We start from the raw sequence: 20,168 nt of genomic DNA on the forward strand, positions 1-20,168 counted from the left end.
ATTTCGTGGACTTCCGGCGGCCCGAGTGCTATACCAGACTACATACTGTATACAATCTGCCGTGAGCGGGGTGGGACCCATGCCTGATCCTCGAATCCTGCGAGACCACTACGGCCGCCGGTATCGCGTCGGCGAGAGCGACGTGGACCTGATCGGCAGGCCCCGGTCATGGATGCTGTGGCTCAGCTGGACCGCGATGTTCGCCGCCGGGATCCAGCAATACGGTTTCGGCGTCGTCGCACCGGTCCTGATGGACACCTACGGCTGGACGTTCCCCGAAGTGATCGCCTCCTTCGCGCTCTGGACGGTGTGCCAGGCGTGCGCGGTGTACCCGGTCGCCCGGCTGCGCGAGCGCGGGATGTTCCCGCCCGCGGTCGCCGTGATCGCCGGCGGGGTGCTCTGTGCCACCGGGATGTTCACCTTGGGGCACGCGAACAACCTGGCCGCGATGTTCGTCGGCTACTCGGTACTCGGCGGGATCGGGACGGGCGTCGTCTACGCGACCTGCGTCGGCACGGTGATGAACTGGTTCCCCGATCGCGTCCCGGCGCGGGTGGGCGCGGTCAGCGGCGCTTTCGCGTACGGCAGCGTGCTTTTCGTGCTGGGGGCCGGGTTCTGGCTCGCGGAGGGCAATCGCCGCCCGCTCTTGGACGCGGTCGCGGTGGCCGTGCTCATGATGATCGCGGGCACCGCGGTCCTGCTGCGCGATCCGCCGCCCCGCTGGTGGCCGGAACGGCCGGATCCGCGTACGTGGGCGGCCGACAAGGTGCGCAACCGCGGGGTCGCGGTGAACCGGCCCGCCCTGCGCGAGTACCGGCCGGGGGAGGTGCTCCGCTGTCCGACCGCGGTGGCGATGTACCTCATCGTCGTACTGGCCGCCGCGGTCCTGCTCTTCGATGTCGCCTATCTCGCGACTTTCGTGGCCGCGCAAGGAGGCGGTCCGGAACTCGCCGCCGTCGCGCTCGCGGTACTCGCCGGGGTGACCGGTGCCGGGCGGGTCCTGCTCGGCGGACTGTCCGACCGGCTCGGCAGGCGCCGGATCCTGCGACTGGCGCTGGCCACGGGCGGGATCGCCCAGTTCGTCCTGCTCTACTCGGGCGATCACGCGGTGGGGCTCGTCGTGGGTGCCGCGCTGGCGGGGCTCGGGAACGGGAGTTGCTACTCGCTGCTGGTGTCGCTGGTCCGCGACTACTTCGGCGAGGAGTCGGCACTGCCGAACTTCGGGGTGCTGTACAGCGCCAAGGCGGTCGGGGCGTTGCTCGGAGTCGGTTTGGCGGCGTTCGTCGTGTCCACGCACGGGTATCTCGGCGCGTTCGCGGTGGCTGGCGCGCTCAGCGTTCTCGGGGCGCTGCTCGGTGGACGACTTTCCCAGCCGGGACGGCCGAAGTCGCTGTTGCCGGCGGTTCGCTGATGGGCCGGGTGACGAGCAGACGGCGGGTGATCCGCGTCGTCGAAGGCGTGCCGGGTGCCCGCCCGGACACGCTGACCGTCGAAGAGCCGCTGGAAATCCGCGTCGGCGGGAAGCCGTTGACGATCACGATGCGCACCCCCGGGCACGACTTCGACCTCGCCGCCGGATTCCTTGTCGGCGAAGGGGTTTCGCGGTCCGCGAAGGACATCCACTCGATCCGTTACTGCGCGGGCGCGACCACCGACGGCTCCAACACCTACAACGTGCTGGACGTCGTCCTCACGGAAGGCGTCGCCCCGCCCGATGCCTCCCTGGAGCGGAACTTCTACACCACGTCGTCGTGCGGGTTGTGCGGGAAGGCGAGCCTCGACGCCGTGCGGACCACCGCGACCTGGCCGGTGGACGGCGACGACCTGGCGATCACACCGTCCACAGTGGCCGAACTGCCGGATCGGCTCCGGACCGCGCAGCTGGTCTTCGACCGCACCGGCGGGCTCCACGCGGCCGGGCTGTTCAGCGCCGACGGGGAACTGTTGTGCCTGCGGGAGGACGTCGGCAGGCACAACGCCGTCGACAAGGTGGTCGGCTGGGCGGCGCGTGACGGGAGACTGCCGTTGTCCGGAACGGTGCTGATGGTCAGCGGACGGGCGTCGTTCGAACTGGTGCAGAAGGCGGTGATGGCCGGGATCCCGCTGCTGGCCGCGGTTTCCGCGCCGTCGTCGCTGGCGGTCGACCTCGCCGCGGAGATGGGCCTGACCCTGGTGGGGTTCCTGCGGGGCACTTCCATGAACGTGTACACCCGGCCGGACCGCCTCGGCGTGTCCTGAAGGTCCCCTTTGAGACGTTGAAGGTCTCAAAGGGGACCTTCAGGACATCAAGCGCCGGTGGCGACCTTTCCCCTGACGGGGAGAGGAAACCTGCTTGCGGCCCTGGACACCGGAGCGTTCGAAGAGTAACTATATGCCTACCTCATACGGTATGCAATCTACAGTCTGCCGCGACCAGGGGCTTCGAGCAGAGGACGGGCGGACGGAGCAGATCCGGAAACGAGCGCACGGATCAGAGAGGTCCGGCGTGCGAGAAAGAGGAGTTGAACGATGGCGCCAACGACCGGCACCGCTGCGGGGGACACCGCGACGAAGGCCACCACCAACGGTTCCGAACCCGCCCCGGACCTGATCTCCGGCGGCCACCTGGTGGCCAAGGCGCTCAAGGCGGAGGGCGTCGACACGATCTTCACGTTGTGCGGCGGGCATATCATCGACATCTACGACGGCTGCGTCGACGAGGGCATCGAGGTCATCGACGTCCGGCACGAGCAGGTCGCGGCGCACGCGGCCGACGGCTACGCCCGGATCACCGGCCGCCCCGGCTGCGCCGTCGTCACCGCGGGACCGGGAACGACGGACGCCGTCACCGGGGTCGCGAACGCCCTCCGCGCGGAGAGCCCGATGCTGCTGATCGGCGGGCAAGGGGCGTTGACCCAGCACAAGATGGGCTCACTGCAGGATCTGCCGCACGTCGACATGATGGCGCCGATCACCAAGTTCTCCGCCACCGTCCCGGACACCGCGCGGGTGGCGGACCTGGTCTCGATGGCCTTCCGCGAGTGCTACCACGGCGCGCCCGGACCGTCCTTTTTGGAGATTCCCCGCGACGTCCTCGACGCGAAGGTCCCGGTGGACAAGGCGCGGGTTCCCTCCGCGGGCCGGTACCGGGCGTCCACCCGCAACGCCGGCGACCCGGCCGACATCGAGAAACTCGCGGATCTCCTCGTCCACTCGAAGAAGCCCGCCATCCTGCTGGGCAGCCAGGTGTGGACGACCCGCGCCAGCGGACCGGCGGCCGAACTGGTGCGCGGGCTGAACATCCCGGCGTACATGAACGGTGCCGGGCGCGGCACACTGCCGCCCGGCGACCCGCACCACTTCCAGCTCTCGCGCCGGTACGCGTTCGACAACGCCGACGTGATCGTCATCGTCGGCACCCCGTTCGACTTCCGCATGGGCTACGGCAAGCGGCTCTCGCCGGACGCGACCGTCGTGCAGATCGACCTCGACTACCGCACCGTCGGGAAGAACCGGGACGTCGACCTCGGCATCGTCGGCGACGCGGGTCAGGTGCTCGCCGCGGTCGCGGACGCGGCCACCGGCCGGGTCGGCAACGGTGCCGTCGCGCGCAAGGTCTGGCTCGAGGAACTGCAGGACGTCGAGACCAAAGCGAAGCAGAAGCGTTTGCCGTTCCAGCATTCCGACGCGAGCCCCATCCACCCGTACCGGCTGGTGCACGAGATCAACGAGTTCCTCACCGAGGACTCGCTCTACATCGGCGACGGCGGCGACATCGTGACCTTCTCCGGACAGGTCGTCCAGCCGAAGGCGCCGGGGCATTGGATGGACCCCGGTCCGCTCGGGACGCTCGGCGTCGGCATCCCGTTCGTCCTCGCCGCGAAGCATGCGCGGCCGGAGAAAGAAGTCGTCGCCCTCTTCGGTGATGGCGCGTTCAGCCTGACCGGCTGGGACTTCGAGACCCTGGTGCGCTTCAACCTGCCGTTCGTCGGGATCGTCGGCAACAACTCCTCGATGAACCAGATCCGCTACGGCCAGGCGGCGAAGTACGGCCTCGGCCGGGAACGCGTCGGCAACACGCTCGGCGACGTCCCCTACGACGAGTTCGCCCGGATGCTCGGCGGGCACGGCGAGGCGGTGCGCGACCCCGCGGACATCGGCCCGGCGCTGCTGCGCGCCCGCGAGTCCGGAAAGCCGTCGCTGATCAACGTTTGGATCGACCCGGACGTCTACGCGCCCGGAACCATGAACCAGACCATGTACAAGTAGCCGGGAGGGATCACCGATGGCAAAGGCACTCGACGGCGTCCGCGTCCTCGACATGACGCATGTCCAATCAGGACCTTCGTCCACGCAGATCCTGGCCTGGCTCGGCGCGGACGTGATCAAACTGGAGACACCCGGCCGCGGCGACATCACCCGCGGCCAGCTCCGGGACCTCCCCGGGGTGGACAGTCTCTACTTCACGATGCTCAACGCCAACAAACGCAGCATCACCCTGAACATGAAGAGCGAGCAGGGGAAACAGGTCTTCGAGCAGCTCGTGTCCAGTGTGGACGTCCTGGTCGAGAACTTCGGGCCCGGAGTGGTCGACCGCTTCGGCTATCCCTGGGAACGGCTGGCCGAGCTGAACCCGAAGCTGATCTACGCCTCCATCAAGGGTTTCGGCCCTGGGCGGTACGCGGATTTCAAGGCCTACGAGGTCATCGCACAGGCGATGGGCGGCGCGATGAGCACCACCGGTTTCGAGGACGGCCCGCCCACCGCGACCGGCGCGCAGATCGGGGACTCGGGCACCGGGATCCACCTGGTCGCCGCGATACTGGCCGCGCTGTACCAGCGGACGAACACCGGCCGCGGGCAGCGGGTCCAGGTCGCGATGCAGGACGCCGTGCTGAACCTGTGCCGCGTCAAGCTCCGCGACCAGCAACGCCTGGCGCACGGCCCACTCGACGAGTACCCGAACGACGTCTTCGGCGACGAGGTCCCGCGCTCGGGCAACGCTTCCGGGGGCGGACAACCTGGCTGGGCGGTGAAATGCGCGCCGGGCGGGGCGAACGACTACATCTACGTGATCATTCAGCCGGTCGGCTGGGCACCGATCACCCGGCTGATCGGTAAGCCCGAACTCGCCGAGGACCCGGACTGGGCCACTCCGGAAGCCAGGTTGTCCAAATTGGACAAAGCCTTCGGGATGATCGAGGAGTGGACCGAGAAGCACACCAAATGGGAGGTGATGGAGGCGCTCAACGCCCACAACATCCCCTGCGGCCCGATCCTGTCCACCAGAGAGCTCGCGGAGGACGCCACACTGGCCGAACTGGGCTCCGTCGTCGAAGTCGAGCATCCCGAACGAGGTGTCTTCAAAACCGTGGGCTGCCCGCTGAAGCTGTCGGATTCGCCGGTCGAGGTCGAACGCTCGCCCCTGCTCGGTGAGCACAACGCCGAGGTCTTCGGCGAACTCGGCTACGGCGAGGACGACCTGGACCGGCTGCGCGCGGCCGGCGTGATCTGAGGGAGAACTTCATGGCAGACAAAGAGATCGTCGAGAAGATCCTCGAGAAGGTCGCCGCCGAGGGACGGGCCTCGCTCACCGCGCCGGAAGGGCGCCAGGTGTGCGAGGCGTACGGGATCCCCACCCCGGAGGAACGGCTGGCGGCCACCGCCGAGGAAGCCGTCGCGCAGGCGCAGGAGATCGGCCTCCCGGTGGTGCTGAAGATCGTTTCGCCGGACATCCTGCACAAGACCGAGGCCGGCGGCGTACTGGTCGGCCTGGCGACCGCGGACGCGGTGGCGGACGGCTTCCGGTCCATCGTCGCCAACGCCAAGGCGTATGACGCCGGCGCCGAGATCACCGGTGTCCAGGTGCAGCAGATGCTCAGCGGTGGGCAAGAGGTGATCATCGGCGCCACCACGGACGCCACGTTCGGCAAGATCGTCGCGTTCGGACTCGGCGGGGTGCTGGTCGAGGTGCTCAAGGACGTCACGTTCCGGCTCGCTCCGCTCGACCGTGACCAGGCGTTCTCGATGATCGACGGCATCGCGGCCGCCGAGATCCTGCGCGGGGTCCGCGGTGCGGAGCCGGTGAGCAGGGACGCGCTGGCCGACGTGCTCACCCGCGTCGGCACCCTGGTCACCGACTTCCCGCAACTGGCCGAGGTCGACCTCAACCCGGTGCTGGCCACTCCTGGTGGCGCCATCGCCGTCGACGTCCGGATCCTGGTGGATCCCGAAGCGGCGCGGGAACCCGTGCGGTTCAGCCAGGAGGAGATCCTGGCGTCGATGACCCGGATCATGAAACCGGCTTCGATCGCCGTCATCGGCGCGTCCGCCGAGGCGGGCAAGATCGGCAACTCGGTGATGAAGAACCTCGTCGACGGCGGATTCGCGGGGGAGATCCATCCCATCAACCCCAAGGCCGCCGAGATCCTCGACCGCAAGGCCTACGCGAGCATCTCCGACGTGCCGGGCGACGTCGACGTCGCGGTGTTCGCCATTCCCGCCAAGTTCGTGCCCGCCGCGCTGGAGGAAGTGGGCCGGAAAGGTGTGGCCGGCGCGATCCTGATCCCGTCCGGCTTCGGCGAGACAGGCAACATCGAACTGCAGGATCAGGTCGTCGCGATCGCGCGGAAGCACGGCGTCCGGATCCTCGGCCCTAACATCTACGGCTACTACTACACGCCGGAGAATCTGTCGGCGACGTTCTGCACGCCGTACGACGTCAAGGGCGGGGTCGCACTTTCGTCGCAGAGCGGCGGCATCGGGATGGCCATCCTCGGGTTCAGCCGGTCGGCGAAAATGGGCGTCTCCTCGATCGTCGGGGTCGGCAACAAGGCCGATATCGACGAGGACGATCTGCTCACCTTCTTCGAACAAGATGAAAACACCGAGCTGATCGCGATGCATCTCGAAGATCTCAAAGACGGACGATCGTTCGCGGAAACGGCGAAACGGGTTTCGGCGCGGAAACCGGTCGTCGTGCTCAAAGCGGGCCGCACCTCCCAAGGTGCGAAAGCGGCCAGCTCGCACACCGGCGCACTCGCCGGCGACGACAAGGTCTACGACGACATCCTGCGCCAGAGCGGCGTCATCCGGGCGCCCGGGCTGAACGATCTCCTCGAGTACGCGCGTGGCATCCCGCTTCTCCCGACGCCCAAGGGCGAGAACGTCGTCATCATCACCGGCGCGGGTGGTTCCGGTGTCCTGCTTTCCGACGCCTGCGTGGACAACGGGCTGAACCTGATGGAGATCCCGCCCGATCTCGACGCGTCGTTCCGGGAATTCATCCCGCCGTTCGGCGCGGCGGGCAATCCGGTGGACATAACCGGCGGCGAACCACCTGCCACCTACCGGAACACGATCGCGCTCGGTTTGGCGGACGAGCGAATCCACGCCTTGATCCTCGGCTATTGGCATACTATCGTCACCCCGCCGATGATCTTCGCGGAACTCGTTTCGGAAGTCGTATCCGAATATCGCGCGAAAGGGATCCACAAGCCCGTCGTCGCCTCGCTGGCAGGCGATGTCGAGGTCGAAGAGGCCAGCAGTTTTCTGTACGAGCACGGTGTCGTGGCCTATCCGTACACGACGGAGAAGCCGGTGGCCGTGCTCGGCGCGAAGTATCGCTGGGCCCGTTCAGCGGGACTGCTCGGCTGATTTTCCGGCCCAAACCGACCCAAGGAGAATGACAATGACGTCATCGACCGCGGCTCAACCACCCGGAGCATACAAGGAAGTAATCGATTCGAACGGCCGGATCTATCGCATCGGCGAAACCGATCGAGACATCATGGGCCGTCCACGATGGACGATGGTGATCCTGCCCTGGGTCGCCATGATGGCCATCAGTTCCTCGGAATACGCGTTCACGTCGGCGGAGGAGACGCTGGCCGGCGCGCACGGCTGGCACGGGGCGACCATCTTCTGGTTGCTCGGGGTCTGGGTGTTCTTCCAGGCGATCGTCGCCTTCCCCGCCGGGAAGATGCGGGAGAACGGGACGCTGTCCGCCAAAGCGGCGATGCTGCTGGGCGCGGCAGGCACCCTCTTGTCCTATCTGGCCCTCGCCTACGCGCCCAGCGAGATCTGGGCGTACCTGGGCTTCGGGTTCTTCGGCGGTGGCGGGGCCGGTCTGGTCTACGCGACCTGCGTGAACATGGTGGGGAAGTGGTATCCGGAGCGCAGGGGCGGCAAGACCGGATTCGTCAACGGCGGCTTCGCCTACGGTTCGGTGCCCTTCATCTTCATCTTCACGTCCTATATGGACCTTTCCAACTTTTCGGGCGTCCTGCTCGTGGTCGGCCTCTTCCTGGCGGCGGTCGTCGCGGTCAGCGGCCTCTTCTTCCAGGACCCGCCGAAGAACTGGTGGCCGTCGCAGGTGGACCCGTTGAAGGTGTCCGACGATCCGCGGATCCGCCGTTCCCTGCAGAAGAACCCGCCGGCGGTCCGGCAGTACACGCCGAAGGAGGCGCTCAGGACCGGGATGCTGCCGCTGATGTGGTTCTGCCTGCTGTGCACGGCCGGGGTGAACATCTTCGGTATCGCGATGCAGGTGCCGTTCGGCAACGAGATGGGGTTCGCGGGCGGGATCGTCGCGCTGGCGATGAGCCTGAAGGCGATCATCAACGGCACCGGCCGCGGCGTGATCGGCTGGATCTCCGACCGCTACGGGCGACGGCAGACGTTGTTCATGGTCTGCGTGGTGCTCGGCCTCGCGCAGTTCGCGGTGTACCTGTCCGGCTCGATCGGCAGCATGCCGCTGTTCCTGCTCGCCTCGATGATCTCCGGTTTCGGCGGCGGCGCGATCTTCCCGCTGTTCGCGGCGATGACGGCGGACTTCTACGGCGAGAACAACAACGCCAGCAACTACGGCCTGGTGTACAGCTCGAAGCTGATCTCGGGCCTGGTCGGCTCCGGCGTCGGGGCGATGGTCGTGGTCGCTTGGGGTTACGGCGGCGCGTTCTTCCTCGCGGGCGCGACGAGTCTGTTCGCGGCCGCGCTCAGTCTGCTGCTGCGTCAGCCCGGGCGATCGCGTACGCGTACTCCGCGGCGTGAGCAGGAGCTGAATCCCGCTTAGTCCTCCTTCGGCCGTTCGTGGAAGGCCTGCCGGGTGCGCTCGGTGTGCTGGTTCATGATCTTTTCGGCGGCGACGGCGTCACCGGCGGCGATGGCCTTGATCAGTTCCTCGTGTTCCTGCCAGGCGTCGTGGCTGCGAGGACGGGCGATCGGCGTGTAGTACCAGCGGACCCGGCGATCGACCATGCCGATCATCTCGGCAAGGACGGTGTTGCCGGACAGTTCGGTGATGAACGCGTGGAGCGCGGCGTTGGCCGCGACGAGGCCTTCGGTGTCGTCTGCGGCCAACGCCTCCAGCCCGGTCTTCTGCAGTTCCCACAACCGCTCGACGTCCTCGTCGCCTGCCCTGTCTGCGGCGAGACGGGCGGAGTGCGCCTCCAGCACGGTGCGCACGCTGAGCAGTTGATCGGCTTCCTCGTCCGTGGGCATGTGCACGAAGGCGCCCTGTGCGGGACGGAGGTCGACCCAGCCTTCGCTCTGCAGACGCTGCAATGCCTCACGGACCGGCTGCCTGCTGACGCCCAGGTACTCGGCGAGGTCCGCCTCGACCAGGTGCTGGCCGGGTTCAAGGGTCCGGTTGATGATCAGCTCCGCGAGCGCGTCGTACACGACCTGACGCAGGGGAGCCGGCCGCTCGACGCGTTTGGCCGTCGCCGGGTTGAGCGTGCCCTTCGTCCGGCGGCCGGTGGGGCCGCGGTCGGGAAGGGGTGAAACGGGCTGACTCACAGGACCTCCGGATGACTCGTCCGGTCCAGGATACAGGTTTTAGTATGCAAAATCCCGACAAACTCCCTTGATCACGCATTTCGTCCTCTAAATGCGACTGGTCGCAAGGCGCAACTCGCGTGATTGAGGGCGTAACTCGCGTGATTGAAGGCGTAACACGCCGAGTCCGGATCGCTCGGCGTGTTACGGCTCCAAACACGCGAGTTACGGCTTGAAGCACGCGAGTTACGCCTTGAAGCACGTGGACATGCGGTGCATTCAGAGGACTAAACGCGACAGGGGTTGGCCTGACAACCATCTACAGGATACTGTATGCAATCTGGTCCTCGGGTGAGCAGGAGGCACGTCATGAAGGTCGCTGTTCTGGGCGCGGGGGCGATCGGCGCGTACGCCGGGGCCGCGCTGCACCGAGGCGGGGCGGAGGTCCACCTCATCGCGAGACGGGCGCACGGCGACGCGATGCGCGCGCACGGCGTGCGGGTGCTCAGCCCACGCGGGAACTTCACCGCCCGGCCCCACGTCACCGACGATCCGGCGCAAGTGGGCCCCGTCGACTTCGTCTTCCTCGGCCTGAAGGCGAATTCGTACGCCTCGTGCGGACCGCTGATCGCGCCGTTGCTGGGCGAGGACACCGCGATCGTGGCCGCGCAGAACGGGATCCCGTGGTGGTACTTCCACGGTCTCACCGGACATCCGATGGAGGACCGTCGTATCGAGACGGTCGACCCCGGCGGCGCGGTGAGCGAGGTCCTCGAACTGCGCCGCGCGATCGGCTGCGTCGTCTACTGCTCGACGGTGATCGAGGAGCCCGGCGTGATCCGGCATCTCGAAGGGACCCGCTTCGCTTTGGGCGAGCCGAAAGGCGGCGTTTCGTCCCGGTGCGCGGCGCTCGCCGACGCGATGATCGCGGGCGGGTTGAAGGCGCCGGTCGAACTCGACCTGCGCGACGAGATCTGGGTCAAGCTCATGGGCAACGTCGCCTTCAACCCACTCAGCGCGCTGACCAGGGCGACCATGGTCCAGATCTGCGAGCATCCGGAAACCCGCGAGCTCGTCGCCGCGATGATGAACGAGACCCTCGCGATCGCCCGTGCCGCCGGCGGTGACCCGAAGGTGTCGGTCGAGAAACGCATCGACGGCGCCTGGCGCGTCGGCCACCACAAGACGTCGATGCTGCAGGACCTCGAAGCGGGCAAGCCGCTGGAGATCGACGCGATCATCGGCGCCGTCGTCGAGCTCTCGGAGCTGACCGGCGTGCCCGCCCCGGCGCTGCGGCACGTCCACGCCGCGATCGGCCTGCTCGACCAGACCGCGAACGCCGTTCCCGTCGGAGCGCAGTGAATCGGAGGGACCCGATGAAGCGCAAGAACACCGAACCGTACATCCGCCTCACTCAGCCACTGGTCCGCGACTCGGGTGAGCTGCGCCCGGCGAGCTGGGAGGAGGCGCTGGAGCGCGCCACCGCCGGGTTCCGGCGCACGCTCGAAACCAGGGGACCCGAGGCCTTCGGCATGTTCTCCTGTGCCAGGGCGACCAACGAGATGAACTACGTGGCGCAGAAGTTCACGCGCTCGGTGATCGGCACGAACAACGTCGACTCGTGCAACCGCACCTGTCACGCGCCGAGTGTCGCCGGGCTGGCGCGGGTGTTCGACAGCGGTGGCGGGACGTCGTCGTATCAGGAGATCGAGGACGCCGACGTCATCGTCGTCTGGGGTGGCAATCCGCGGGAGGCGCACCCGATCTTCTTCCAGCACGTGCTCAAGGCCGTCCACCGCGGCGCCAAGCTGTTCGTCATCGACCCGCGCCGGACCAGCACCGCGAGCTGGGCGCACCGGCAGCTCCAGCTGCACGTCGGCACGGACATCCCGCTGGCGCACGCGGTCGCCCGCGAGATCATCCACTCCGGACTGGCCAACACCGGCTTCATCGAACGTGCCACCGAGGGGTTCGCCGAGTTCGCGGCCTCGGTCGAGCCTTGGACACTCGAGGTCGCCGAGGAGGTCACCGGTGTCCCGGCCGAGCTGATCCGCGAACTCGCGCACACCTACGCCCGCGCGGATAGAGGTCAGCTGTCGTGGACGCTCGGGATCACCGAGCACCACAACGGCACGGACAACGTGCTGTCCCTGATCAATCTCGCGCTCCTGGCCGGTCACGTCGGCCGGTACGGGGCCGGGTTGAACCCGTTGCGCGGGCAGAACAACGTCCAGGGCGGCGGCGACATGGGCGCGATCCCGGACCGGCTGCCCGGCTTCCAGAACATCCTCGACGCGGACGTCCGGGCGAAGTTCGACGCGGCGTGGGGCTCGGACATCCCACCGCACAAGGGACTGAACCTCACACAGATGCTCGACGCGATGGAGCGCGGCGAGCTGACCTGCGTCTACATCATCGGGGAGAACCCGGTGCAGTCGGAGGCGGACTGCGAGCACACGATCAAACGTCTATCCACTGTGGATCTCCTGGTGGTGCAGGACATCTTCTTCACCAAGACCGCGCAGCTGGCCGACGTCGTGCTGCCGGCTTCGGCGGCCTGGTGCGAATCCGACGGCACCTTCACCAACAGTGAACGCCGGGTCCAGCGCGTCCGCAAGGCACTCGAACCGCCGGAGGGCGCACGCGACGACATCCAGTTGCTGTGCGAACTGGCCCGGCGTCTCGGTCACGACTGGAACTACCAGGGTGGCGAGGACGTCTGGAACGAGCTCCGGACGCTGTCGCCGATGCACGCCGGCATGAGTTACGCGAGGCTGGAGGAGCTCGGCGGCATCCAGTGGCCCTGCTATCGCGAGGACGAACTCGAGCCGACCTTCCTGCACGGGCGCCTCTGGGACGAAGACCCGGCGAAACGCGGCCGTCCGGCGCCGTTCACCGTGATCGCGCACAGCCCGCCGGTGGATCTGCTCACCGAGGACTTCCCGATCCGGCTGACCACCGGCAGGCGGCTGGATTCCTACAACACCGGCGTCCAATCCGGCGGTTTCCCCTCGCCGCTGCGTCGCGGGGAGACACTCGACCTGTGCCTGGCCGATGCCGTCGAACTCGGCGTCGTCGAGGACGAGGTCGTGCGGATCTCCTCCCGCCGCGGCGAGATCGAGGCGCCGGTCCGGATCGACGAAGGACTGCGTCCGGGGCTGGCGTTCATGACCTTCCACTTCCCGGACGAGATCGACGTCAACGTCATCACCATCGAGGCGACCTGTCCGGTCGCGGGCACGGCCGAGTACAAGGCCGCCGCGATCCGGGTCGAGAAGCTGCCCGCCACCGTGTGAGGAGTCCGGAATGGACCTGCGCTTCCTGAACGCCGAACCGACGGACGCCGAGCGGGCGGCGATCGACGCGCTCGGAGCCGGAGGCCGCGATCAGCTGCTTCCCGCGTTGCACGCCGTGAACGACCGGATCGGCTGGATCAGCCAGGGAGCGTTGAACCACATCTGCCGCCGGCTGAACGTCCCGCCGGCCGAGGCATTTGGTGTCGCCAGCTTCTACGCGCTGTTCTCGCTCAAGGAACGGCCGCCGCGCGTCGTCCACGTGTGCACGGACCTGGCGTGCCGGGTCAACGGCGCGGAGGCGTTGTGCGACAAGCTGAGCGAGACCGCCGGCGCCGCGGGGTTCACCTGGCACCGCAGCCCGTGCCTCGGTGTCTGCGAACGTGCCCCCGCGGCGCTGGCCTTCGAGGCGGGCGATCCCGCCGAAGAACGGTTGCTCGCCCCGGCGTCCACTGGCGACGTCGTTCGCGCCGCGGCCGGTGAGTCCGAAGTGGACGAAGCGCCGATTTCCGTTCCACAGCAAGGAGAGCCGGGGTTGCGGCTGTTGCGCCGAGTAGGCGTCGTCGATCCGGAGAGCTTGGACGCCTATCGCGCTTCCGGTGGCTACGCGGCGTTGAGGAACGCGCTGCTGCTCGGTCCGGCCGGGGTCATCCGCGAAGTGACCGACTCGGGACTGATGGGCCGCGGCGGGGCGGCGTTCCCGACCGGCCGGAAGTGGGACGCCACCGCGAGGCAGCCGGTGCGAACCCGGTACCTCGTCTGCAACGCCGACGAGAGCGAACCGGGCACGTTCAAGGATCGCGTGCTGATCGAGGGGGATCCGTTCGCGCTCGTCGAGGCGATGACGATCGCCGCTTTCGCCATCGGGGCGCAGAAGGGATACGTCTACCTTCGCGGTGAGTACCCGCGCGCGGTGAAGGTGCTGCGCAACGCCATCGATGTCGCCCGCGAACGAGGGTTCCTTGGCGAGGACATCATGGGGCGCCAAGGTTTCTCGTTCGACATCGAAATCAGGCGGGGAGCGGGCGCGTACATCTGCGGCGAGGAAACGGCGATCTTCAACTCGATCGAAGGCTTCCGCGGCGAGCCGAGGACCAAACCGCCGTTCCCGGTGGAGAAGGGGTTGTTCGGCAAGCCGACAGTGGTGAACAACGTCGAGACCCTGGTCAACGTCCCGCTGATCCTCACCGAGGGCGGCGAAGCCTACCGCCGCATCGGGACCGAGCGCTCGTCCGGGCCGAAACTGTTCTGCCTGTCCGGCAACGTCCGGCGTCCCGGTGTGTACGAGGTGCCGTTCGGGACGACGCTGGGCGAACTGCTCGACCTGGCCGGGGGAGTGCCCGATGGCCGGGAACTCCGGGCGATCCTGCTCGGCGGCGCGGCGGGTGGTTTCGTGCGCCCGGACGAGACCAGCCTGCCGTTGACCATGGAAGACGCGCGCGCGGCAGGCACCACCCTCGGTTCGGGTGTCGTGCTGATGCTGGACGATCAGGCCGACCTCGGCGGGTTCCTGCTGCGGATCGCGGCCTTCTTCCGGGACGAGTCGTGCGGGCAGTGTGTGCCGTGCCGGATCGGGACCGTGCGGCAGGAAGAGGCGCTGCACCGGATAGTCGGTGGTCGCGGCCTGAGTACCGGCGGGGACGATCTCGTGCTCCTGCGCGAAGTCGGCCAGGTGATGCGGGATTCGTCCATCTGCGGACTGGGCCAGACCGCGTGGAACGCCATCGAGTCGGCGATCGACCGGCTGGGCGCGTTGGAGGAGCGGTCATGACCATCGTCGAAATAGGACTTCCGCGACGGCTAGTCGAGTTCACTGTGGACGGTGCGGCCGTCCGTGTTCCCGAAGGATCGACGATTCTCGACGCCTGTGCCGCGGAGGGCAAGAACGTCCCGACGCTCTGCTACGGCGACACCCTCGAACCGGCGAACGCCTGCCGGGTCTGCATGGTGGAGGTCGAGGGTTCGCGCACACTCGTGCCGTCGTGCTCCCGCAAGGCGGAACCGGGCATGGTGGTGCGGACCGAGACCGATCGGACGCGGCTCAGCCGCAAGGTGGTGCTCGAACTCCTCGCTTCGGCGACGGATCTGTCCACCACACCCGACGTCGCGGGCTGGATGGCCGAAAGCGGTGCGGAACCCGAGCGTTTCGGGCCGTCCGCACCGCCTGCGGACGACCGGGACGAGCGGCGTCCGGGAGAACACGAGATCCCGGACGGGATGACGGCGGCGACAGTGCGCCAACCGGTCAAAGTGGACAACGAGCTCTACGTCCGTGATTACGGGAAGTGCATCCAGTGCTACAAGTGCGTCGACGCGTGCGGGGAGCAGTGGCAGAACACCTTCGCCATCACCATGGCGGGGCGGGGTTTCGACGCGCGGATCTCGACGGAGTTCGCGAACCCGCTCCCGGACAGCGCGTGTGTCTACTGTGGAAACTGTATCGAGGTCTGCCCGACCGGTGCGCTGAGCTTCAAACGCGAGCACGACAAACGCGAAGACGGCACCTGGGACGAATCCCGGCAGACCGCGACGACCACCGTCTGCACCTTCTGCGGCGTCGGCTGCAACCTCACCCTGCACGTCCAGGACAACGAGATCGTCAAGGTCACCTCTCCGCACGAGAGTTCGGTGACCCACGGGAACCTCTGCATCAAGGGCCGCTTCGGCTGGCAGCACGTCCAGAACCGCTGACGGTCGAGTGGGTCGTGAGTGGGATTCGGTTCTATTGAGGGGTAAGGCAAACGTGTCGTGTCTTGGGCGAGACGGTGAGCTGGGTGACGCGACACCGTGCTCGCGTGCTCAGACCCGAGTCACGTGTTGCCGAAGTACATGAAGGCCCGGCCGTCGAGGTCACCGCCACCAGGGACCACATCTGACGGTAGCGAAAGCCTCCGTCCCTACCTTCAGAGTAGGCAAAGAGGCCCTCACTACCCGGAGAACGCCCACGCGGAAGCGGACACCGGCCCCACGCCACGACACGTTCGCCCTTCCCCTCGATAACCCGAATCCCCCACTCACGACCACCCGCACCGAGCGGCCACCTGCGCCTCGCTGCCCACTTCTCCCTCTCTGCGCTCCCTGCCGCCCGTTGACCGAGGACAGGTCAGCGGGCTATTCTCGATATACGAAAGAAAGTTTCCGCATAGCGAAATTACAGAGGTTTCGATGGTTGATCTTGCCGGTTCGCGTCATGCGCTGCCGTACGTGCTGAACCTGTCGCTGGTCTTCACCGAGTTGCCGCTGCTCGACCGTGCGGAGGCGGCGCGCGCGGCGGGCTTCACCGCGGTCGAGTACTGGTGGCCCTTCGAGACGGCGGTGCCGGACGCCGCCGAGGTCGACGCGTTCGTGGCGTCGGTCGAGCGGGCGGGCGTCGCGGTGACCGGGCTGAACTTCTTCCCCGGCGACATGGCGGGCGGCGATCGCGGCCTGGTCACCTGGACCGGGCGCGAGGACGAGTTCGCGCACAGTGTCGCTTCCGCCATCGACCTCGGTGAGCGGCTCGGCTGCCGCCGGTTCAACGCGCTCTACGGCAACCGGATCGACGGCGCGGACCCGGCAGGGCAGGACAAGCTCGGCCTGTCGAATCTGGCGCTCGCGTCGGACGCGGCCGCGCGGATCGACGCGGAGATCGTCCTGGAACCGTTGTCGGGGGCGGAGAAGTACCCGCTCAAGACCGCGGACGACGTGCTGAAGGTGCTCGACGAACTCGGGCGGGACAACGTGAAGCTGCTGGCCGACCTGTACCACCTGGCGGTCAACGGTGACGACCTCGACACGGTCACGACCGTCCACACCGGACGGATCGGCCATGTGCAGATCGCCGATGCCCCAGGGCGGCACCAGCCGGGGACCGGAACGCTGGACATCGAGGGATACCTGGAAAAGCTGCAGACGGCGGGCTACCGCGGGCAGGTCGGCGTGGAGTACAAACCCGACGGGCCGAGCGCGGATTCGCTGTCGTGGCTGCCTTTCGAACGAAGGGGACTGGCATGACCAAGCTGGGATTCATCGGCCTGGGGATCATGGGCGGGCCGATGGCGGGACATCTCGTCGCCGCCGGCCACGAGGTGAGCGGATTCGACACGAACGCCGACGCGCTCGCGAGGCTGGCAGCCGCGGGCGGCCGGGCCGCGAACGGCGTGACGGACGCCGTGTCCGGCGCGGAAGTCGTCATCACCATGCTGCCGAACCACCCGCAGGTCGAGGCTGTCGCGCTGGCGGCGGGAGGGGTGCTGGAGTCGGCGAAACCGGGCACCCTGCTGATCGACATGAGCACCATCCGGCCGGAGACCTCCATCGAGGTGGCCGAGCGGGCGGCCGAACACGAGATCCGGGTGCTGGACGCGCCCGTTTCCGGTGGCCAGGCCGGGGCCGAGCAGGCAGCACTGTCCATTATGGCCGGTGGCGATGCCGAAGACTTCGCCGCAGCGCTCCCGATCCTGGAGGCGGTCGGCAAGACGATCGTCCATGTCGGACCGCACGGCGCGGGCCAGGTCGTCAAGGCGGCGAACCAGCTGGTGGTCGGCGGGACGTACGGACTGATCGCCGAAGCCATCGTCCTGCTCGAGGCCTCAGGGGTGGACGCCGGCGTCGGGCTGGACGTCCTCGCGGGCGGCCTGGCGGGCAGCCGGATCCTCGAACTCAAGCGGAAGTCCATGGTGGCGCGGGAATTCGCGCCGGGTTTCCGGATCGATCTGCACCACAAGGACATGGGTATCGCGCTCGCCGCCGCCAGGCAGGCCGAGGTCGCGTTGCCGCTCACCGGGCTGGTCGCCCAGCTCGTCGCCGCCGGACGGGCGATGGGTCACGGCTCGCTCGATCACTCCGCCCTGCTCAAGGTCGTCGAAACGCTGTCCGGCGCGGAAAACAAGGAGTGACGCATGCCAAGGATCCCCGCCATGCAGGCCGTCGTCGACGTCCTGGTCAGTGAAGGCGTCGACACCGCGTTCGGCTGCCCCGGTGCCGCGATCCTCCCGCTGTACCACGCGATGCAGGACAGCGGCATCGAGCATCTGATCGTGCGCCACGAAGAGGGCGCGACCCATATGGCCGACGGCTGGGCACGGACCACCGGCAACGTCGGCGTCGCGATCGGCACCTCTGGCCCTGCCGGGACGAACATGATCACCGGGCTCTACACCGCGCAGGCAGACTCGATCCCGATCCTGTGCATCACCGGGCAGGCCGACTCGCGGAAGCTGCACACCGAGGCGTTCCAGGCCGTCGACATCGTCGAGATCGCCAAACCGGTGACGAAGTGGGCCGTGCAGGTCAAGGAGGCGGCTCAACTGCCGTGGGTGTTCCGCGAGGCGTTCCGGATCGCGCGGTCCGGCCGTCCCGGCCCGGTGCTGATCGATCTGCCGATCGACGTCCAGCGGCAGGAGATCGAATGGGACTCCAGCATCGATTCGCCGCTGCCGGTCACGAAGGCGACGCCGTCACCGGCCAGGGTCGAGCGAGCGCTGGACCTCCTGCTGGCCGCCGAACGGCCGCTGATCCTCGCGGGTGGCGGCGTGGTGCTCGGTGACGCGAGCGACCGGCTGCGGACCGCGGCCGAACTGCTCGGCGTCCCGGTCGGCGTGACGTTGATGGGCAAGGGGACCTTCCCCGAGGACCACGAACTGTTCGCCGGCATGGCCGGCATCCAGACTTCGCAGCGGTGGGCGAACGCGGCCTTCCTCGAAGCGGATCTGGTGCTGGCGCTGGGAGCGCGGTTCGGCGACCGGCACACCGGTGACCTCGACGTGTACCGGGGCGACCGGAAGTTCATCCACGTCGACATCGAGCCGACGCAGCTGGGCAAGGTGTTCGGGCCGGACCTCGGCATCGTGTCGGATACGGGTGCTTTCCTGGACGCGCTGATCGCGGCGGCGTCGAAACGTGCTCCGGCGCGGGATCGCGCGTGGCCGCGACGGATCGGCGAACTCAAGGAGAGCTTGCCGCGCCGCGAGGACTTCGAGGACACGCCGATCAAGGCGCCCCGGGTGTTCAAGGAGATCAACGAGTTCTACGGCGAGGACGCCTACTTCGTCACCGCGATCGGGCTGTACCAGATCTGGTCCGGTCAGTTCCAGCGCGCGCACAAGCCGCGGCACTACCAGGTGTGCGGCCAGGCCGGTCCGCTCGGCTGGGAGATCCCGGCGGCGATCGGCGTCAAGAAGGCGAAACCGGAGGCCGAAGTCGTCGGCGTCGTCGGGGACTACTCGTTCCAGTTCCTGGTGGAGGAGCTGGCGGTGGCCGCGCAGTACGACGTCGGGTTCGTGCTGATCATGCTGAACAACGAGTACCTCGGGCTCATCCGGCAGGCCGAGACCGGCTACGAGATGAACTTCGAGGTCGACATCCACTACGACAAGATCGGCACGGACAACGTGAAGGTCATGGAGGCCTACGGCTGCTCCGGCACCCGCGTCACCGAGCCGGGCGAGATCCGGACGTCGCTGGAGTGGGCGCGCAAGGAGGCCGAGCGGACGTCGCGGCCGGTCCTGGTGGAGATCATGATCGAACGCGAAGGGAACGCCGCGATGGGCAAGGCACTCGACAGCGTCGTCGAGTTCGAGCCGATCGCGGGCTGAACGACGGTGTCCCGGCACGCCTGAGGCTGCCGGGGCACCGTCTCGCGATCAGCCCTTGGACTGGTCGTTGCTCAGCCACTTCTCCGGCCGGACGCGGACCAGCACGGACTTGTCGCTGAGCGCGCCGTCGACATACTTCGTGCCCTCGTCGCCGGGCAGGTAGCGCTGCGCGATCTTCAGCGCCTGCTCCCTGGTCGGCGGCGTGTCGTTCGCGATGACCGGACCCTCGGCCGTCACGTACTTGTAGGGAAAGGTCTCCGTCTGCGCGACCAGGCTGAGCCTGCCCGCCTTCTTGATCGCCTTGTCCTTGACCGAACCGCCGTCCATCCAGATCAGGAGTTCCCCGCCGGGCTCGTAGTCGTACCAGACCGGGACGGCCAGCGGTGCGCGTCCTTCCCGCTCCACGGCCAAGACCCCGATGTGGACCTCGCTCAGAAAGGCTTCCCGTTCCTCGGCGGTCATGACGAAAGACGACATCCGTGTCTCGCTTCTCTCGGTTGGTGATCTACGAGAAGCGACAACGCGTGCTGGCGTCAGGACATTC

The 20,168-nt window shown here is 67.7% G+C and carries 15 protein-coding genes; 13 read left to right on the forward strand and 2 right to left on the reverse strand.

Annotated features, from left to right (window positions below; genetic code table 11):
* Positions 1–79 precede the first annotated feature (79 nt).
* The 6 genes from ACLJO0_RS25115 (at position 80) to ACLJO0_RS25140 (ending at position 9,052) form a co-directional block, all read left to right on the forward strand.
* Positions 80–1,411, forward strand: a complete 1,332-nt coding sequence (locus ACLJO0_RS25115; protein WP_410580807.1) for an OFA family MFS transporter — start codon at positions 80–82, stop codon at positions 1,409–1,411.
* Complete coding sequence (gene fdhD, locus ACLJO0_RS25120) at positions 1,411–2,238, forward strand: formate dehydrogenase accessory sulfurtransferase FdhD (RefSeq protein WP_410580809.1); 828 nt, start codon at positions 1,411–1,413, stop codon at positions 2,236–2,238. The genes ACLJO0_RS25115 and fdhD overlap by 1 nt, the downstream gene beginning before the upstream one ends.
* A 270-nt stretch (positions 2,239–2,508) precedes the next feature.
* Positions 2,509–4,248 carry a thiamine pyrophosphate-binding protein gene (locus ACLJO0_RS25125; RefSeq protein ID WP_410580810.1) on the forward strand — a complete coding sequence of 580 codons (1,740 nt, stop codon included), beginning with the start codon at positions 2,509–2,511 and terminating at the stop codon, positions 4,246–4,248.
* A 16-nt stretch (positions 4,249–4,264) separates the two neighbouring features.
* Entirely contained in the window at positions 4,265–5,494 is a 1,230-nt protein-coding gene (gene frc, locus ACLJO0_RS25130) for a formyl-CoA transferase (protein ID WP_410580812.1), read from the forward strand.
* Positions 5,495–5,505: 11 nt separating this feature from the next.
* Positions 5,506–7,635, forward strand: a complete 2,130-nt coding sequence (locus ACLJO0_RS25135) for an acetate--CoA ligase family protein (RefSeq protein WP_410580813.1) — start codon at positions 5,506–5,508, stop codon at positions 7,633–7,635.
* 34 nt (positions 7,636–7,669) lie between these two features.
* Positions 7,670–9,052, forward strand: coding sequence for an OFA family MFS transporter (locus ACLJO0_RS25140; protein ID WP_410580814.1), 1,383 nt, complete (start codon positions 7,670–7,672; stop codon positions 9,050–9,052).
* Here the strand turns inward: ACLJO0_RS25140 and ACLJO0_RS25145 are convergent.
* Positions 9,049–9,777 (reverse strand): GntR family transcriptional regulator, encoded by a 729-nt coding sequence (locus tag ACLJO0_RS25145; RefSeq protein ID WP_125781888.1) that lies wholly within the window; start codon positions 9,775–9,777, stop codon positions 9,049–9,051. The two genes, ACLJO0_RS25140 and ACLJO0_RS25145, sit on opposite strands and share 4 nt — an antisense overlap.
* A 348-nt stretch (positions 9,778–10,125) precedes the next feature.
* Here ACLJO0_RS25145 and ACLJO0_RS25150 point away from each other — a divergent pair, with 348 nt between their 5' ends.
* From ACLJO0_RS25150 to gcl, 7 genes are all read left to right on the forward strand, one after another.
* A complete protein-coding gene (locus ACLJO0_RS25150) occupies positions 10,126–11,118 on the forward strand; it encodes a 2-dehydropantoate 2-reductase (protein WP_410580816.1) in 993 nt (330 codons plus the stop codon).
* A 14-nt stretch (positions 11,119–11,132) separates the two neighbouring features.
* The gene (locus ACLJO0_RS25155) at positions 11,133–13,052 is read left to right on the forward strand and encodes a molybdopterin oxidoreductase family protein (RefSeq protein WP_410580817.1); all 1,920 of its coding nucleotides are present in this window, start codon (positions 11,133–11,135) and stop codon (positions 13,050–13,052) included.
* A 10-nt stretch (positions 13,053–13,062) separates the two neighbouring features.
* Positions 13,063–14,820: an NAD(P)H-dependent oxidoreductase subunit E gene (locus tag ACLJO0_RS25160; protein WP_410580819.1), complete on the forward strand. Its 1,758-nt coding sequence runs from the start codon at positions 13,063–13,065 to the stop codon at positions 14,818–14,820.
* A complete protein-coding gene (locus ACLJO0_RS25165; RefSeq protein ID WP_410580821.1) occupies positions 14,817–15,740 on the forward strand; it encodes a 2Fe-2S iron-sulfur cluster-binding protein in 924 nt (307 codons plus the stop codon). Before ACLJO0_RS25160 ends, ACLJO0_RS25165 begins: the two co-directional genes overlap by 4 nt.
* Before the next feature lie 474 nt (positions 15,741–16,214).
* Entirely contained in the window at positions 16,215–17,042 is an 828-nt protein-coding gene (locus ACLJO0_RS25170; RefSeq protein WP_410580823.1) for a hydroxypyruvate isomerase family protein, read from the forward strand.
* Complete coding sequence (locus ACLJO0_RS25175) at positions 17,039–17,926, forward strand: 2-hydroxy-3-oxopropionate reductase (protein ID WP_410580824.1); 888 nt, start codon at positions 17,039–17,041, stop codon at positions 17,924–17,926. Before ACLJO0_RS25170 ends, ACLJO0_RS25175 begins: the two co-directional genes overlap by 4 nt.
* Positions 17,927–17,929: 3 nt before the next feature.
* Complete coding sequence (gene gcl, locus ACLJO0_RS25180) at positions 17,930–19,624, forward strand: glyoxylate carboligase (RefSeq protein ID WP_410580825.1); 1,695 nt, start codon at positions 17,930–17,932, stop codon at positions 19,622–19,624.
* Between the two features lie 48 nt (positions 19,625–19,672).
* Here gcl and ACLJO0_RS25185 read toward each other — a convergent pair whose 3' ends face one another.
* Positions 19,673–20,101, reverse strand: a complete 429-nt coding sequence (locus ACLJO0_RS25185) for a pyridoxamine 5'-phosphate oxidase (RefSeq protein WP_410580826.1) — start codon at positions 20,099–20,101, stop codon at positions 19,673–19,675.
* Between the last annotated feature and the right edge of the window lie 67 nt (positions 20,102–20,168).

This window comes from Amycolatopsis sp. lyj-108 (assembly GCF_046549005.1).
In the GTDB taxonomy this organism is placed as follows: Bacteria; Actinomycetota; Actinomycetes; order Mycobacteriales; family Pseudonocardiaceae; genus Amycolatopsis.